Source organism: Methylomonas sp. BW4-1 (genome assembly GCF_052474385.1).
Genome location: NZ_CP184125.1, coordinates 55,225 through 71,200, shown reverse-complemented (window position 1 = coordinate 71,200; position 15,976 = coordinate 55,225). Strand labels below are relative to the sequence as shown.

The 15,976-nt window shown below is 53.1% G+C and carries 15 protein-coding genes; 7 read left to right on the top strand and 8 right to left on the bottom strand.

The annotated features are described in order from the left end of the window. Positions 1-63: 63 nt before the first annotated feature. Positions 64-1,536: an efflux transporter outer membrane subunit gene (locus tag ACH5Y9_RS00335; protein WP_445368062.1), complete on the top strand. Its 1,473-nt coding sequence runs from the start codon at positions 64-66 to the stop codon at positions 1,534-1,536. A 199-nt stretch (positions 1,537-1,735) separates the two neighbouring features. Next, a complete protein-coding gene (locus ACH5Y9_RS00330) occupies positions 1,736-2,722 on the top strand; it encodes a toll/interleukin-1 receptor domain-containing protein (RefSeq protein ID WP_445368061.1) in 987 nt (328 codons plus the stop codon). A gap of 412 nt (positions 2,723-3,134) precedes the next feature. Here the strand turns inward: ACH5Y9_RS00330 and ACH5Y9_RS00325 are convergent, their stop codons facing one another. From ACH5Y9_RS00325 to ACH5Y9_RS00315, 3 genes are all read right to left on the bottom strand, one after another. Further along, the gene (locus tag ACH5Y9_RS00325; RefSeq protein WP_445368060.1) at positions 3,135-3,665 is read right to left on the bottom strand and encodes an REP-associated tyrosine transposase; all 531 of its coding nucleotides are present in this window, start codon (positions 3,663-3,665) and stop codon (positions 3,135-3,137) included. 102 nt (positions 3,666-3,767) lie between these two features. Next, on the bottom strand, positions 3,768-4,382 hold the full coding sequence (locus tag ACH5Y9_RS00320) for a uracil-DNA glycosylase family protein (RefSeq protein WP_445368059.1): 615 nt from the start codon (positions 4,380-4,382) through the stop codon (positions 3,768-3,770). A 98-nt stretch (positions 4,383-4,480) separates the two neighbouring features. Continuing rightward, a complete protein-coding gene (locus ACH5Y9_RS00315; protein WP_445368058.1) occupies positions 4,481-5,245 on the bottom strand; it encodes an exodeoxyribonuclease III in 765 nt (254 codons plus the stop codon). Positions 5,246-5,317: 72 nt separating this feature from the next. Between ACH5Y9_RS00315 and ACH5Y9_RS00310 the strand changes: the two genes are divergently transcribed. Beyond that, the gene (locus ACH5Y9_RS00310) at positions 5,318-6,721 is read left to right on the top strand and encodes an amino acid permease (RefSeq protein WP_445368057.1); all 1,404 of its coding nucleotides are present in this window, start codon (positions 5,318-5,320) and stop codon (positions 6,719-6,721) included. Between the two features lie 40 nt (positions 6,722-6,761). Here ACH5Y9_RS00310 and ACH5Y9_RS00305 read toward each other — a convergent pair whose 3' ends face one another. Further along, positions 6,762-7,250, bottom strand: coding sequence for a TlpA family protein disulfide reductase (locus ACH5Y9_RS00305; RefSeq protein ID WP_445368056.1), 489 nt, complete (start codon positions 7,248-7,250; stop codon positions 6,762-6,764). Between the two features lie 595 nt (positions 7,251-7,845). Here ACH5Y9_RS00305 and ACH5Y9_RS00300 point away from each other — a divergent pair. From ACH5Y9_RS00300 to ACH5Y9_RS00285, 4 genes are all read left to right on the top strand, one after another. Further along, positions 7,846-10,368: a TonB-dependent receptor gene (locus ACH5Y9_RS00300; protein ID WP_445368055.1), complete on the top strand. Its 2,523-nt coding sequence runs from the start codon at positions 7,846-7,848 to the stop codon at positions 10,366-10,368. Between the two features lie 254 nt (positions 10,369-10,622). Beyond that, entirely contained in the window at positions 10,623-11,864 is a 1,242-nt protein-coding gene (locus tag ACH5Y9_RS00295; RefSeq protein WP_445368054.1) for an amidohydrolase family protein, read from the top strand. A 67-nt stretch (positions 11,865-11,931) separates the two neighbouring features. Further along, positions 11,932-12,168: a FitA-like ribbon-helix-helix domain-containing protein gene (locus ACH5Y9_RS00290; protein ID WP_026603505.1), complete on the top strand. Its 237-nt coding sequence runs from the start codon at positions 11,932-11,934 to the stop codon at positions 12,166-12,168. Next, positions 12,155-12,574, top strand: a complete 420-nt coding sequence (locus ACH5Y9_RS00285; RefSeq protein ID WP_445368053.1) for a type II toxin-antitoxin system VapC family toxin — start codon at positions 12,155-12,157, stop codon at positions 12,572-12,574. Before ACH5Y9_RS00290 ends, ACH5Y9_RS00285 begins: the two co-directional genes overlap by 14 nt. On the opposite strand, the gene ACH5Y9_RS00280 is transcribed toward ACH5Y9_RS00285, so the two are convergent. Genes ACH5Y9_RS00280 through ACH5Y9_RS00265 form a run of 4 tightly spaced genes read right to left on the bottom strand, consistent with a single transcriptional unit; the run spans position 12,571 to position 15,928 of the window. Then, complete coding sequence (locus ACH5Y9_RS00280; RefSeq protein WP_445368052.1) at positions 12,571-13,572, bottom strand: class I SAM-dependent methyltransferase; 1,002 nt, start codon at positions 13,570-13,572, stop codon at positions 12,571-12,573. The two genes, ACH5Y9_RS00285 and ACH5Y9_RS00280, sit on opposite strands and share 4 nt — an antisense overlap. Before the next feature lie 37 nt (positions 13,573-13,609). Next, entirely contained in the window at positions 13,610-14,398 is a 789-nt protein-coding gene (gene ygiD / locus ACH5Y9_RS00275; RefSeq protein WP_445368051.1) for a 4,5-DOPA-extradiol-dioxygenase, read from the bottom strand. Positions 14,399-14,423: 25 nt separating this feature from the next. Continuing rightward, positions 14,424-15,302 carry a pirin family protein gene (locus tag ACH5Y9_RS00270; protein WP_445368050.1) on the bottom strand — a complete coding sequence of 293 codons (879 nt, stop codon included), beginning with the start codon at positions 15,300-15,302 and terminating at the stop codon, positions 14,424-14,426. Positions 15,303-15,328: 26 nt separating this feature from the next. Next, on the bottom strand, positions 15,329-15,928 hold the full coding sequence (locus ACH5Y9_RS00265) for an FMN-dependent NADH-azoreductase (protein ID WP_445368049.1): 600 nt from the start codon (positions 15,926-15,928) through the stop codon (positions 15,329-15,331). Positions 15,929-15,976: the final 48 nt, after the last annotated feature.

The window sequence follows — 15,976 nt, the reverse complement described above, 5'->3', positions numbered from 1 at the left end:
CTAACAGCTCAAAAAGACTCCTTCTCCCTTCAGCACCCGTGGGGCATAAAGGAGAAGGCTGGGATGAGGGAATCCAATCAACAGCTTACATCACCATGGCTTCCCGGTTTCGTGGGAATGAAGACCCATGGCGATTCGAGAATACGTTTGATCAAGCCTGTGCGTTTGCTATTGGCCGGCACGGTGCTATTGGTGACCGGCTGCAATCTATTGACCGACTACCAGCGCCCCGTCGTGGAAACCCCCACGCAATGGCGGCAGACCGAACAAGCCAACAGCGCCAACATCAATCCGCAATGGTGGCGGGCCTTTGCCAGCGAGCAGTTAAACCGGTTGATGGCCGACGCGCTGGCCTATAATAACGATTTGAGCGCCGCCCGCCAGCGTATCGAACAAGCCCGCGCCCAAGCCCGTATCGCCGGTGCCGGGCTGTGGCCGGCCGCCAGCTTGAACGGCGATTTTACCGACACCCGCAACAACGCCAGCGACACCCAAAAAACCAGCGGCCAGTTGGACATTTCGTACGAAGTGGATTTATGGGGCGCCAACCGGGCCCGGCGCGATGCCGGCAGCGCGCGGCTGCTCAGCCAGGTGTTCGCCCGCGATGCCTTACAATTGGTGGTAATGGCCGATGTCGGCCAGGCCTATTTCAATTTGCTGGCTATCCAGGAGCGCCGGCAAATCGCCAGCGACTTTTTGGATACGGTTACTGCGATTTTGAGCATCGTCGAAGCCCGGCAGCGAGCCGGCGCCGCTTACGAACTGGAAGTGGCGCAGCAGCGCACCGCCCAAGCCAACGCCAGGGCCAATCTGGATTTACTGATGCAACAGCAAACCCTGGCGGAAAACACCCTGGCCATTTTGCTGGGCCATCCGCCGCAACATCTGGTACTGGAACCGGCGCAATTCGCCGCACTGAGCGTGCCGGCCATCGCCGCCGAGCAGCCGGCCACGCTGTTGCAACGTCGGCCCGACATCGGCCAGTTGGAAATGGAATTGATCGCCGCCCATGCCGACATCGCCGTGGCCCGTGCGGCGTTTTATCCCAAACTGCAACTCAGCCTGAGCAGCGTATTATCCAACCCGCAACCAGCCGGCGTCGCCGCCAGCCTGGCGGCCGGCCTGACCCAGCCCTTGTTTCAAGGCGGCCGTCTGGAGGGCGCCTTGGGCAACGCCCTGGCAACGAATGCCGAATTGGTGGAAAACTACCGGAAAACCGTATTGACCGCCTTCAAAGAAGTCGAAGATGCGGCCACCACCTACGCCAACTCCAGCCGCCGCCTGCAAGCCCTGCAACACGCCGCCGCCCAGGCCAAACTGGCCTACGACATCTCGCAAAACCGCTACCGGCTCGGCGCCGTCGATTACCAAGCCCTGCTGAACGCGCAAAGCAGCTACCTAACCACCGAAAACAGCCGGGTACAAGCCAGGCTGGACGTGCTAGTCGCCCAGGTGCAGATGTATAAGGCGCTGGGGGGTGGTTGGGCGTTGAGTCAGCAGAGTACTGATTTGTCCGATGTAGCACCAAGGCCTTAGTCACGTTAGAATGCCGCCATCCAAATAACCGGCCCCAGGAAATTGACGTTTTTGCCCAAGAGATTGGGATAGGCTGAATCTTTATAAAACATTGGCGTAAATATGAATTTTTTACTTAACAAACCCATTAGACCGATGTTTGACGCAATGTTTTACGTCATTTAGGACGTCTAATTCTAGTCCGATTGGATTACTGCCAATGATAAAAATTAAGCGCGGTAGCGTATTTGATGAAAAATGTGACCTCATTGTGCTGCCTTGCAGCTCCAGCGGTTCAGTCACGAGTTGGGTTAAAGGGGAAATAGAGCAAAACAATCTGCCGTACCCGAGCGCATCACTGCCATTTGGACAGCTCAGAGTCCTTTCAACAGAAGCGCGATATACAAAGGCGGATTATGTTGGCTATGCTGCATCTGTCGACGCAAACACAACTAGTTCAGAGTTGCTGGCCATTGAACAAATAGCCTCTGATCTAATTTCTTTTTGTAAACAAAACGATTGCTCTATAGTAAATATCCCTCTCCTAGGAACAGGAGCTGGGAGCCTCGACCCAGTAGAGGTATTTAATACTTACGAACGAGTTATCGGCAATGAAAACTTCACCGTCAATGTCTATATTCCGGACAAAAATATATATCAACTAATATCCGGAAAAGAACCCGCCTCTCGCCATCACGAAGAAATTGTTATAGAGCATCCTCGCGTTTTCATTTCCTACTCGTGGAAGGATGATTCCGTTAAGAGCTGGACCTTCGAACTTGCAAAAAGACTTTGTGCAAATGGAGTGGACGCCAGACTAGATAGATTTCATCTAAAACCAGGCATGGATCTTCCGCAATGGATGACGAACGAATTAATTAAGGCAAGCAAGGTTTTGTTGATTTGTGATTCGCACTATGCAGAAAAAGCTGACATGCGAAAAGCGGGTGTCGGCTGGGAAACAATGATTATCCAAGGAGATATGATGCTCCAAGGAGAAATGAATACAAAATACATCGTTGTTGCTTACGGGGATTTTGAAAAAAATACGCCTATATACATGAAATCAAAACTTGGCATATCAAAGTCAGAAATCGACACCGATATAAACTCACTACTTCAGCACATCTTTGAGATTGATACAGCACCAGAGATTGGAGAGATTCCTGAGTGGGTTAAGAAAAGGAAGATGGGTGCAAAAATCTAACTTTGCATTCGAGAGGGACTGCCAACAAGTTGAGCTTATTGCTTCCCTCCGCGCTCCGGCAACTCGATAACGTGCGCTAAATCCCGGCGAAAATAGCTCGTAGGGCGCATTAGCGATAGCGTAATGCGCCGCATGTTTGAAGGCCAGCATACGGCGCAATACGGCTGCGCCTATTGACGCCCTACACTTGGATTTGTAATACAAAAACCGTAAGGCGCCATAGCCAACGGGGATTGCGCCGTATTTTAAAACTACTCAAAGCCATATAAATCTCCGTCAATTCCTGCCCAATCTAACGGATAGACGCCCTTTTCAACCCATCGGTGAAAAGTCGAGTATGGCCAACGCGATAATGTGCGCAAAACTCTGACGAAAATAGGATGTGCCGACGCCAGGAGGCGCATCTGTCGAGTTACTCGATGCCTTTGATATCCGGCATTTCGCTCTTCCCCCAATTTTCTTCATAAACCCCCTGTTTCACAAAACGGTGAAAACTTGAATACGACCAGTCGATGACGTTTTTGACATGACCGTGTTTCACCGGATTCCAATGAATATAATCGACATGACTGTTGTAATCGTCTTGGTCTTCGATCAAATGCGCCCACAATCGGCGTTGCCAAATACCTCGTTCTCGGCGTTTTTGACGGCTTTTTGAAATTCGTTCTCCATGGTCAATGGATCTGGAAAACCGTCCTTTCAACATATTCCATCTAACAGAGAAATCGCCATCATCGGGCGGCAATGTCCAAATACAATGCAAATGATCAGGCATGATGACGATGGCATCAATATGAAAAGGTTTGCGTTGTTTTACATAGCTAAAGGCATTTCGCAATTCATCAATCTTATCAATCAGCAGGTGATTGTTTTTCCGTTCCGCAAGATTGACGGTGAAAAACCACATAGCGTTGGGTATGTAAAATCGGCGGTATTCTGTCATGGCGCAATTGTTTCACGATCGATGCGCCTCCTAACGTCGGCACATCCTATAGGCTACATCATTCGCGAATGAAGCAACTCGCAAGCTCAACGACACCCTAACTCAACCAAGCAAAATCTGCCGCCAAGCCGGATGCTTCTGAATTTCGGCCAATGCCGCTTGCAGCAAACCGGCACCCGGTTCGGTACGATGCCAGGTGGAGGCACCGGAGGGATGCGGCAGCGGGATGACGTCGGTGTCGTGGCCGTGAAAATTCAGGCGGTGCAAACCGCCGATGACCTCGCTGAGCTTATCCACCTCCAGCATTTGCTGAATCGCCAGTTTGCCGACCGGGATGATCAACTTGGGCTGCAACAGCGCTACCTCCGCTTGCAGCCACCCCGCGCATTGCTGGATTTCCTGCGGATTGGGTACGCGGTCGCCGCCCTTGGGGTTTTTCCCCGGAAAGCAGCGGCACACCGCCGCCATATAGACCCGCTCCCGAAAACTGGCTTCGTCCAGGCCGATCTGGGCAAACCATTTGAACATCGTCTTACCCGCCGTCCAGGCAAACGGCCTGCCCAACACCCCTTCTTTATCGCCGGGTGCCTGACCGATTAGCAACACCGGCGACAATACCGGCTTGCCGCTAACCACTGGGCGGATCATGGCCGGGCAGCGAGTACAGGCCAGCAGCGCTTGACGGTGTTGTTGTAGCAAATGCTGTTGGTCGCTCATGATTGTCGGAATAAAAAAATTAAAAACATCCCTCACCCTAACCCTCTCCTTTATGCCCTGCGGGTACGGAGGGAGAGGGGACTTTTCGATCATTTCGCTCAAAGCGCCAGCTCGATGCCGACCGGGCAATGATCCGAACCAAAGACGTCCGGCAGGATGAACGCATCGCTGATTTGTCCGAGCAGCGCCTGGCTGGTCAATACGTAATCAATCCGCCAACCGATGTTCTTTTCGCGGGCATTGGCGCGGTAGCTCCACCAGCTGTAAGCCACGGTATCCGGATGCAGGTGCCGGAAACTGTCGATCAAACCGGCTTCGACAAAATGACTGAAGCCGTCGATCTCGACTTGGGTATAGCCGGCCGACTTGTTGTAATTGGCTTTGGGGCGGGCGATGTCGATGGCTTGATGGGCGACGTTGAAATCGCCGCAGGCAATCAACGGTTTTTGGCTTTGCAATTTTTGCATATAGGCCAAAAACTCTTTGTCCCAGGTCTGCCGGTAATCCAGGCGCGCCAGACCGTCGCCGGAATTGGGCACGTAGACATTCAACAAATAAAATTTTTCGAATTCGGCGACGATGATCCGGCCCTCCTGGTCGTGCTCGGCGATGCCCATGTCGTGCACCACTTGCAGCGGCTGTTGCCGGCTCAATATCGCCACCCCGGAATAACCCTTGCGTTCCGCGGAGTTGGAGTACAGATGATAGCCGTGTATATTTTCCAAAGCCTTGCTGACTTGCTCGTCTTGGGCCTTGGTTTCTTGCAGCAACACGCAGTCGGCATCGAGTTTGGACAGCGTATCGGCAAAACCTTTATCTTGCACGGCGCGGATACCATTGACATTCCAGGAGATGATTTTCATGTGGGGTTCCATTGGGATAGACCGAATTGACTAGTTATTTTACCGGCTTGCGCACCACAACGGGGACGCGATATGAACAATCAGAGCCGACGTAAACCTTGGCCGACCGCTGACAGCCAGCAGACTGCACACCGCCTGCCCGCAACGCTAAGCTGGCCACACCTGATGGCGCTGGGCGTGGGGGCGATTGTCGGCACCGGCATCTTGACCTTGATCGGGGTTGGCGCGGCCAAGGCCGGACCAGGTGTAATCCTGGCGTTTGTGATTGCCGGGGCGATTTGCGCCTGCGCGGCCTTGGCTTATGCGGAAATGGCGACGCTGATGCCGGCGGCCGGCGGTGCTTACACCTATGCGTACAGCGTGATCGGCGAATGGGCCGCCTGGTTGGTGGGCTGGAGTTTGATTTTGGAATATTCGCTGGTGGTCAGTGCGGTGGCAGTCGGTTGGTCCGGTTATGCGGCGCCGCTGTTGCACGAAGGATTGCGCGTACCCATGCACTGGATGCAAGGCCCGGAATTGGGCGGGCTGATCAACCTGCCGGCGATTTTCATCATCCTGGTTGTCACCATGCTTTTGCTGATCGGCACAAAGGAAAGCGCCAGCGTCAATGCCTTGTTAGTAGTGGTAAAGCTCACCGCATTACTGCTGTTTATCGCAGTGGTGTTGCCGCTGTTTAAAGCCGAGCATTTCCAGCCTTTTCTGCCGTTTGGCTTCATTAAAACCTTGGGCGCGGACGGCGTCGAGCGCGGGGTGATGGCTGCGGCGGCCATCATCTTTTTTGCCTTCTACGGCTTCGATGCGATTGCCACGGCGGCAGAAGAAACCCGCAACCCCGAACGCGATTTGGCGCTAGGCATCGTCGGTTCGATGCTGATCTGCGTGGCCATTTACGTCGTGGTGGCGGTGGCAGCACTGGGCGCTTTGGATTATCGGCGCTTCGCCGACAGCCCCGAGCCCCTGGCGCTGATTTTGCGCGAGTTGGGCAAACCTAACGCGGCGCGCTGGCTGGCGGCATCGGCCGTCATCGCCCTGCCAACCGTGGTCCTGGCGTTTTTTTACGGACAGAGCCGGATTTTCTTTGCGATGGCCCGCGACGGCTTGCTTCCGCGCAGCTTAGCCAAAGTGTCGCCACGCGGTACGCCGGTTCGCACCAGTGTGTTTACCGCCGTGATCGTCAGTATCATCGCCGGCGTGTTTCCGCTGGCGGACATCGCCGCACTGGCCAATGCCGGCACGCTGCTGGCATTCTGTGTCGTGGCGGTTTGCATGTTGTTGCTCAGGCATCAACAGCCGGAAATGCCGCGGAAATTCTCGGCACCGTTTGTCTGGATCACCGGGCCGATGGCGATACTGGGCTGCCTGTATCTGTTTATCAGCCTGCCGAGCACTACGCAGCTGTATTTTCTGATCTGGAACCTGCTGGGGGTTGCAGTTTATTACCTGTATGGTTCCCGGCAAACCAGAAAGACGTGCTAGGACCCGTCGATGTGCTTACAGAGAGATTTAGAGATGCCCGTTACATCTTTAACTTGCTGAATTGTGCTTCAAACTCTTCCAGCGACATCGCCCCGCTCTTACCCACCCGCTGATGGCCGGCATCGAAGAAATAGGTTCTGGGTAATTCGCCATACCAGGCCGGGTCGATCTCGTAACGCAGTTTTTCGGGGTTATCGGAGGCGAAAGCCCAATTCTCCAGCCCGCCGAGTTTATGGCTATCGATGATACGTTTGATCTCCGGCAAGGCTTCCGCGTCGTCGGTGGCTAGCATGACGATTTTCAGAGCCGGATGTTTCTCGTGCAGCTTACCCAGTATGTCCATGTCCTTCAGGCAGGATGGGCAATCCACCGACCAGATTGCCAGCATTAACGGCTTGTTGGCGTTTACCGCCAAAATCTGTTGATAGCTGCCGGGAGTGAAGGGTTTTATTTCGGGCTGTTCCGCCAAAACCACACCACAGCCAATGAGATTTAAAGCTAGACCAACCAGAATGGTTCTTGTGTTCATAGTATCCTTATTAAATTAGCTGCCAGGGCCAAATGTGCCATCAAAAAACTAAGCACCTTATCGCCAGTCAAGACCACATTCAAGCCCAAACGGCAGAGGTAACGATAAAGTGGCTGTGGTCCAGGTTCAACTCAGGCGATGTAGTCATTTAACATAGTTTATTACTTTGCTTTTACCTACCGGCTGCTTTAACGAATGGTTGAATCTTTTTAAGCCACTCAATCTTGTGCAAACCAATACGCCTATCAAATTATTGAACTATCCGACTTTTTTTAAACATCTCGCTTGTTTAAAAGTTTATGTCTCAGACATAGCACCTTGGAATAGCAAGGCGTATCACCCAAAAAAACCTAAAAAATCAGTTAAATAACACAGTTTATTAAATATAAAACGCAACTATTAATTTTTTATCAATAAAATCAAAGCCATTTAATCTTGGCCCCAATCTTGCCGGAAATTCGGAATATTTTTTATCCGGAAAACCTGTTAGCTATCAGCATGATCCAGCTCGGAAAATCGCTCAAATTGAGTAGATCAGAAGGCTAAAACAAACTTAGCAATAATCCAGAAATAATAATTACAACCGAGATCAAACGTGAAAAACCAATCCGAAACACTTGATAAATCAGCGTCTTATAGATTGCCGATGCGTTTTTTATTGTCTACTGCTGTTCTGCTGGCTATTACCAGCAATGTCGCCATCGCTGAAACACAGAAGAAAAGTACAGGCGACGCCACGAAACATACGGCAAAAAATGCAGAAGCTTCCAAGCCATCGGACCAGCCCACTGCTAACAATAGTCAAACAGCATCAAAACAAGTGTCGTCGGAAACGCCGGCTGTGGGCGGTAGCACCAAAGACGAAGTGATGGAAGAAATGGTGATCACCGGTGAAGTGGCGAAAGACTCGCATTTCACCTCGCCATCAACCCGCCTATCACGCGCCGAAATTGAACGGCAAAACGCCCAAACCACCGAAGAAGCGGTCAAGTATCAACCGAGCTTGCAGATACGCCAGCGTTATATCGGCGACCCGAACGGCGTGTTAGGCATCCGCGGGGCCGATATGTTCTCGACGGCCAGAAACATGGTGTATGCCGATGGCTTACCGCTGCACAATCAATTGCAGGCTTCTTTTAACGGTGCGCCGCGCTGGTCGATGGTGGGCCCAAACGAAATCGACGCGGTTGACGTGGTTTACGGTCCTTTCTCCGCGGAATACAGCGGCAACTCCATCGGCGGGGTAGTGAACCTTAAAACCCACATGCCAATGAAAGAAGAGTATTACGCGGAAACCAGCTACTTTGTGCAGCCTTGGGAGAATATTGGCGCGGATGGCGGCACCTTTGACGGCAACCGGCAGTATTTTTCATACGGTAACCGCTTGGATAAATGGTCTGCGCTGCTTTCCTACAACCGCTTGGAAGCGGAAAGCCAGCCTATGAGTTACTTCATCGATAATACCGGTTTGCGCAATCCTACCGGCGTAACGACCGCAGTCAATGGCGCGGTGCCGATTCTGGACACCCGCGGCACGCCCAGTTATATCTACGGCGACACTGGCCCCGAATTAATCAATACCGATCTGGTTAAACTCAAAGTGGGATACGACATCACGCCGGATTTGCAGGCCATCTTTACCGGTGCGTTCGAGGAACGTACCCGCAAATCCGAAAAACCGCGCAATTATCTGACCTCTGCAAACGGCAATGCCTATTACGGCGATAACAATACCAATTCTCGCGATGCCGTTTACGCGGGAAGAGCATTCAACGTTTTGAACAGCGGCTTCGGGCCGTCCGATGACGAACGACAAACCATGCAAATCGGCATGCAGGTAAAAGGGGCGATTACCGACACCTGGGATATAGACACCACGTTCAGCTACTTGGATGTAATCAAAGACGAGCGCAGAACCGCTTTTTTTAATCCTGACGATCCGCGCAACCAAAACACCGGCCAACTGCAAGTATTTGACGATTTCAATTGGAAAAACTACGACTTGAAACTGAGCACCCGAGAGTTTTTAGGCTGGAAACCCTTGGAATTTTTAGGCGGTTACCACTTCGACAACTACAACATGAACTTCAAACAGTTCTCCTATAACAGCTATTCGGCCGATCAGATAGGCTCAGAAACCATAGGACGGCGTAACCAAGGTGAAGTCACTACCAATGCGATGTTCGGTCAGTTCGCCTATCACTTTGCGCCGGACTGGGATTTGACATTGGGCGCACGTTACGAGTGGTGGCTGGCGTCCAGTGGCGTGGGCTCTAACCGTGCATTGTCAGATCGTAGCGACGATGCCATCTCCCCGAAAGCATCGTTGGGATTTGAGCCGTCCAATTGGAAATTCCGTTATTCGTTTGGTCGCGCCTACCGCTTTCCGGTCATCGCAGAGCTGTATCAAAACCTCCAGTCGCCGACGAGCATAACCACGGCAAACGAGAATTTAAAGGCCGAGGACGGCTGGCATCATAATTTTATGATCGAATACGGACTGGATAACGGTTACGTGCGGGTCAATGTGTTCCGCGACGACATCCGCAACACTATCCAGCAGGTTAGACGCGCCACCGGCATCTTGACTGAAAATGCCTTCCAAAACATTCCCGCCACCAGCACTACCGGCGTAGAACTGGTGTATGACCAAGCTCGCGTGCTCGACTCTGACTTTGATCTGAATTTCAACGCCACCTGGATGAACGCTATTGTGGAAGACGGCGGGCCGGACATTAACTTTCAAGAAGCGAACGGATCACTTACCCGCTTTAACCTAACCGGCAAAGAACGTATCCGTTTGCCGGAATGGCGTTTTAATGCGCTGGCGACCTATCATGTGAACGAAGCGCTGGATGTCTCGATGGCCGGCCGCTACACCAGCGACTCTTACAACGATATTGATAACAAAGACCACGTCAACAATGTCTTCGGCTCGCAGGACGGTTTTTTCTTCCTGGACTTTAAAACCAGCTACCGCTTTAAGTACGATTTGCTGGGTAAACCCGCGAAAAGCCGCATCTCATTCGGTATCAACAACCTGACGGACAAAACGGCTTATGTGTTCCATCCTTATCCGCAAAGAACGTTCTTCCTTGAGGGCGCAATAAGTTTCTAAGTTGTAAGAAATTTTTTAACCCGGCCTTTACACATCGTTGCTCCCGCAAAAGCGGGAGCGCTGCAGCTGCGCGAAACCCATGAGCCGTCTAACGGCTTCCACCTTCCAGGAAATTTAAGAGCCGGGTTAATAATCACCCAATCTGCAAGGCCATGGCGCTAGCACCAAGCCAGGCAAAATCCGCCCCAACCTCTTTACAACCCATTTGATTTTGCGGATCCTATCCCCACAGTATCCGACCTAGAAAACAGCCCATGACATCAAACCATCGTGTGCCCGCTACCAGTCGCGCCCGCCGCCGCTTTTTAAAACTGGCGGCTGCCGGCTTGGTCACCACCAGCATGCCGGCGTCTGCACTGTTTCGCTTAACTAATCCCTGTCTGAATCCAGCCGGGACGCCGGCATCAGCCCTAGAAACCGCCGCTTGGCAAGGCATCGATCCGGCAGACTGGTGGGATTGCCACACGCATATCATCGGCTCCGGCGACGGCGGTAGCGGCATTACGCAAACGCCGGATATGCATGCCCCGCTCAAGCACCCGGTGCAAACCCTGCAACATTGGGCTTACGCCAACGCGGCCTGCATCCCTGACACGAACCAAGACACCGCCTTCGTCAAACGCTTACAAGCCCTGATGGACAACATGCCCAAGGGCGCCAAGGCCATGCTCTATGCGTTTGACCGTGCGCATGGGGCCAGCGGCGACCCGGATCATGCCAATACCGCATTCTTTGTCCCCAACGAGTACGCTCAGCGTTTGGCGCAAGCCTATCCGCAGCGCTTCGAATGGGTAGCCAGCATTCATCCTTATCGCCCCGATTGCGTCTCTGTACTGGAACAGGCCGCCGCCAACGGTGCCCGCGCCGTGAAATGGCTACCGCCGGCAATGGGCATAGACCCGGCGTCGCCGCAATGCGACCAGTTTTATAAAGCGGCTGCAAAATTGAACATACCGATCATTACCCACGGTGGCGAAGAGAACGCATTGCATGGCGCCGACCAACCTTTGTTCGGGAATCCGCTGCGTTTGCGGCGAGCTCTCGATGCCGGCGTCCGGGTGGTGATTGCCCATTGTGCGACATTGGGCAAGGATGTAGACGAAGACGGCCGGGAAGTGCGAAGTTTTGATTTGTTTGCCAAGTTGATGGCGGATAAACAGTGGCAGGACCGGCTATACGGTGACATTTCGGCGATTGTGTTACGCAACCGCGATATGGGCGTGATCAAAACCCTGCTGACGGAAACCAGCTGGCATAGCCGCTTGCTGTACGGCTCGGATTACCCGTTGACCGGCATTTTGCCGTTGATCTCACCGTCGGCTTTTGCCGAGGCCGGCCTGCTGGCGGACGATGCCGTCGAACCGTTGCTGGCCCTACAGGAATATCACCCGTTTCGCTTCGATTTTGTGTTGAAACGCAGTTTGTCGTGGCAGGGCAAGCGTTTTGCCGACGGTGTATTTGCGACTCGGCCGTTTTTTACGGGCCAACAACGTTAGAGTTAAAAGACTACCGCTACGCCAAAGCGCGTGCTAGCATTGATAGCACCACCCCTTGGAGTTAGCTATGCCCAGCCTTGTTGTTAGAAATCTTGATGAAACGCTGGTTAAGGCTTTGAAAGCCAGAGCTGCCGCCCACCATCGTTCCACAGAAGCAGAACATCGCGCCATCCTGGCGGAGGTTTTGACCGGGCCGCAACGGAAATCTTTTACGGAAGCGCTAGCCGCCATGCCCAATGTCGGTTCGGATACTGACTTTCTGCGTGTGGATACCGAGAGCGATTTGGCTGATGTATTTGATTGACACGAATGTGATTAGCGAAATCCGCAAAGGCAGCAAGACAAATCCGGGCGTTAACCAGTTCTTTGCCGGCGTCGCCCAAAATGATCACAAGCTGTATATTTCTGTCGTCACCGTCGGTGAATTGCGGCGCGGCGTGGATCTGCTGAATCACCGCGGCGATTTTAGCCAAGGCAAGTTACTCGAGAACTGGCTAAACCAGCTTATGCAGGAATATCGCCATCATGTCTTGCCTATCGACAACGAGATTGCGCTGGTTTGGGGGAAATTGCGCGTACCAAATCCTCAACACCCCTTGGATAAATTGATCGCTGCTACGGCGTTAATTTACGATCTTACCGTTGTCACCCGGAATGTTGGTGACTTTGCCGGCACAGGAATTCGGGTCCTCAATCCATTCACGGATTAAGCCGTCGCCCGCAGCAAATTCCCATAAAACAAAGCTTTGCCGGTTTGGCTCTGCATCCACAGTTGTTTGATTTCGAGTTGGCGTTTAGCAAAACAAGGTGCGGCAGCGCGGGCTAAATCCTGCAAGTCCACCTTGGGAGAATAGGTGTTCAGGACTAAAAACGCCCCCGGATTCATCAAGCCGCGCGCGGTTTCGATCAAGTCGGCCAGCTGATTTTCCAGTTTCCATTTTTCGCCCTTGGCGCCCAAACCCCAGGCCGGTGGGTCCATGATGATGCCGTCGTAATAGTTGCCGCGTTTCAATTCGCGCTTGGCAAATTTCAAGGCATCTTCCAGTACCCATTGGATGTCGGCCAACCCGCTACGCACCATGTTGTCGTTGGTCCAATCCAACATTTGCTTGACTGAATCCACATGCACCACTTCCGCGCCATTCACCCTCGCCACCAGTGAGGCCGCACCAGTGTAAGCAAACAGGTTTAATAGTTTGTCGCCCGGTTTGACCCGCTCGGCGATGAACCGCCAGTTGGCTTGTTGTTCCGGAAACAAGCCCAGGTGTTTGAATTTGGTCAGCTTCAACCCGAATTTCAATTGCTCATAAGCAATCTGCCAGTTTTCGACTGCCTGCGGCTTCAATTTTTTCCAGGCGCCTTGCGTGGATGACAGCTCTACAAACTCCCAATCTGCCCTCGCCTGCCAATCGGACCACGACCAACCCGGCTGGAAATGTGCTTGAATCTCCGGGCGTATCGTCACCACGTCGCCCCAGCGTTCCAGTTTCTTACCGTCACCGGCATCCAATAATTCATAGTCCGCCCAGCCAGCGGCGACTTCGCGCTGCGTATTTCCAGGAACGGCAACACTATTGCTGGCTTTGTGTTCAGGTGACTTGCGGCGAATTGGATCGTTGGGCATATTGCTGGCGGCGCACAGAATGGTTAATCGGCGGATTTTATGCCCGAATGCGCAAACAGACCACCACAAACGGCGAATATTCAATGATCGGCGGGAAGTAAGCCAAACTACATGACGGCCGTTAACCTATTTGCACAGACAACATGGCAATGGCACCCAACGTGGTTTTGTCAGTAAAAAAGCCGACCTGTTCGCCGTCACCTTGCAAGCCCAGGATGTATAGGAGGGGCAGAAAATGTTCGTCTGTCGGGATGGCCAACGCCGCATCGCTTAATTCGCGATATTTGACGACGGCGCTGTGATCGCCTGCGGCAATCAAGCGTTTAACCCGCTCGGCAAACGCGACGGCCCAGTCATGAGCCGTATCCCGCCAAATCGCCGCTTGCAAGTTGTGTACGATATTACCGCTGCCGACGATCAACACCCCCTCGTCTCGCAAGCAGCGTAAGGCTTTACCCAGTTGGTAATGCTGTTCAGGCGACTTTTTTGTATCCAGACTGAGTTGTAAAACCGGGATGTCTGCATCGGGAAACAGATGGCACAAAACCGACCAACTGCCATGATCCAAACCCCAGTCCTGATCCAGCTCAATCCCAGGCATCCGCGCCTTGATCCTCGCCGCCAATGCTGGGCTACCCGGCGCAGGATAGACAAAATCGAATAAGGCTTGTGGAAAGCCGTAGAAATCGTGGATGGTCCGTGGCTGCGGCATCGCAGTAACCCGTGTGCCATCGGTTTGCCAATGCGCCGAGATGCATAAAATCGCCTTGGGCCTGGGCAGATTTTGCCCCAGTTCCGCCCAAGCCCGACTGAATTCGTTATCTTCCAGCGCATTCAACGGGCTGCCGTGACCGATGAATAAGGCCGGCATCCTCGGCAAGTTTTGGTTGTCGGGCTGGGCCGTATTCATCGTCTCTACTCCCATATGTTTGCTTCTAAGCCGCGACGTTAAAACGACAGGCTTGGTAATCGTCTATAGCTTGCTCGATCTGCTCGCGAGTGTTCATCACAAACGGCCCGTGCTGAGCGATTGGTTCACGCAAAGGCTTGCCGGCCACCAGGATCAAACGACTGTCTTGCTTGGCCTGCAATATCACCCCATCCGACTCACCGCTGCTTAACACCGCCATGCGTTGCGCAGCTACCGACCGCTCTGCCACCGCAACCTCGCCGCGATACACATAAAAAAACGCATTGTGGCCTGCCGGAAGCGACTGACTGAAACTGGCCCCAGCGGGCAGATGCAGATCCAAAAACAGCGGTTCAGTATCCGGCCGCTGAATCGCGCCCGCGACGCCATGACTGCTGCCGGCAATCACCCGCACCTTGACGCCGTTGGCCGTGAGTAATTCCGGAATCTGCTCACTTTGCACATCTTGATAACCGGCCGGCTGCATTTTCTCGGCAGCCGGTAGATTGATCCACAATTGAAAGCCTTCAAGCATGCCGTCTTTTTGCTCGGGCATTTCCGAATGAATAATCCCGCGCCCCGCGGTCATCCATTGAATGCCACCGGTTTCCAGCAAGCCTTGGTGGCCGGCGTTATCACTATGCCGCATCCGCCCAGTAATCAAATAAGTCAGGGTTTCGAAGCCGCGGTGCGGATGATTGGGAAAGCCGGCGATGTAATCGTTGGGCTTATCGCTGCCGAAGGCATCTAGCATCAAAAATGGATCGAGGCGTAGCTGCAAGGATTGGCCCAGCACGCGGGTCAATTTCACGCCGGCGCCATCCGACGTAGCATGACCAACCACCAATTGCTCGATAGCGCGGGACCGCATTACTTCATCGTTTTTAACTGTGTCTGTGTTCATCGCGAATCTCCTATATTAAGGTTAGGTCAGGCCGCCAAGGCGGCGATTTGCGTAGCGGCAGCTTGCAAGGCCAATTGCTCGGCGTCGCCGCCCATCGCCAAGCCTTCCGCATAAATAAAGGTGACATCGGTCATGCCCAAAAATCCCAAGACGGTGCGCAAATAAGCGCTTTGGCTGTCAGTCTCGGTACCGCTGTGTTTACCGCCGGCGGTTTGAATCACATACACCTGTTTGTTTTTCAGCAAGCCTTCCACGCCGTTTGCGGTGTATTGGAAGGTCACCCTGGCCCGAGCGATGGCGTCAATCCAGGCTTTGAGTTGCGCCGGAATCCCAAAGTTATACATCGGCGCGGTCAGTACTACGATGTCGGCTTGTTGAATTTCGGCGATTAAGGCGTCGTCCAGCGCCACCCGTTGCGCTTGCTCGGGGTTGCGCTGTTCGGCGGGCGTACTCAGCGCAATCAAAGCCGCTTCATCCAGCAAAGGATGCGGGGTTTTCGCCAAGTCGCGCACGGTCAATTGTGCAGCGGGCGTTTGCTGGCGTAAACCGGCCACCAAATTGTCGGCCAGACGGCTGGAATAGGCATTTTCGGCACGGATGCTGGAATTGATTTGCAGAATGTTCATTTAAGTCTCCCAAAGGTGTTGAAGTTGGGTTGACTATACGCCGGGATA

Coding starts and splice junctions, on each gene's coding strand:
- ACH5Y9_RS00335 (WP_445368062.1), top strand. CDS start 64: ATGAGGGAATCCAATCAACAGCTTACATCACCATGGCTTCCCGGTTTC.
- ACH5Y9_RS00330 (WP_445368061.1), top strand. CDS start 1,736: ATGATAAAAATTAAGCGCGGTAGCGTATTTGATGAAAAATGTGACCTC.
- ACH5Y9_RS00325 (WP_445368060.1), bottom strand. CDS start 3,665: ATGACAGAATACCGCCGATTTTACATACCCAACGCTATGTGGTTTTTC.
- ACH5Y9_RS00320 (WP_445368059.1), bottom strand. CDS start 4,382: ATGAGCGACCAACAGCATTTGCTACAACAACACCGTCAAGCGCTGCTG.
- ACH5Y9_RS00315 (WP_445368058.1), bottom strand. CDS start 5,245: ATGAAAATCATCTCCTGGAATGTCAATGGTATCCGCGCCGTGCAAGAT.
- ACH5Y9_RS00310 (WP_445368057.1), top strand. CDS start 5,318: ATGAACAATCAGAGCCGACGTAAACCTTGGCCGACCGCTGACAGCCAG.
- ACH5Y9_RS00305 (WP_445368056.1), bottom strand. CDS start 7,250: ATGAACACAAGAACCATTCTGGTTGGTCTAGCTTTAAATCTCATTGGC.
- ACH5Y9_RS00295 (WP_445368054.1), top strand. CDS start 10,623: ATGACATCAAACCATCGTGTGCCCGCTACCAGTCGCGCCCGCCGCCGC.
- ACH5Y9_RS00290 (WP_026603505.1), top strand. CDS start 11,932: ATGCCCAGCCTTGTTGTTAGAAATCTTGATGAAACGCTGGTTAAGGCT.
- ACH5Y9_RS00285 (WP_445368053.1), top strand. CDS start 12,155: ATGTATTTGATTGACACGAATGTGATTAGCGAAATCCGCAAAGGCAGC.
- ygiD (WP_445368051.1), bottom strand. CDS start 14,398: ATGAATACGGCCCAGCCCGACAACCAAAACTTGCCGAGGATGCCGGCC.
- ACH5Y9_RS00270 (WP_445368050.1), bottom strand. CDS start 15,302: ATGAACACAGACACAGTTAAAAACGATGAAGTAATGCGGTCCCGCGCT.
- ACH5Y9_RS00265 (WP_445368049.1), bottom strand. CDS start 15,928: ATGAACATTCTGCAAATCAATTCCAGCATCCGTGCCGAAAATGCCTAT.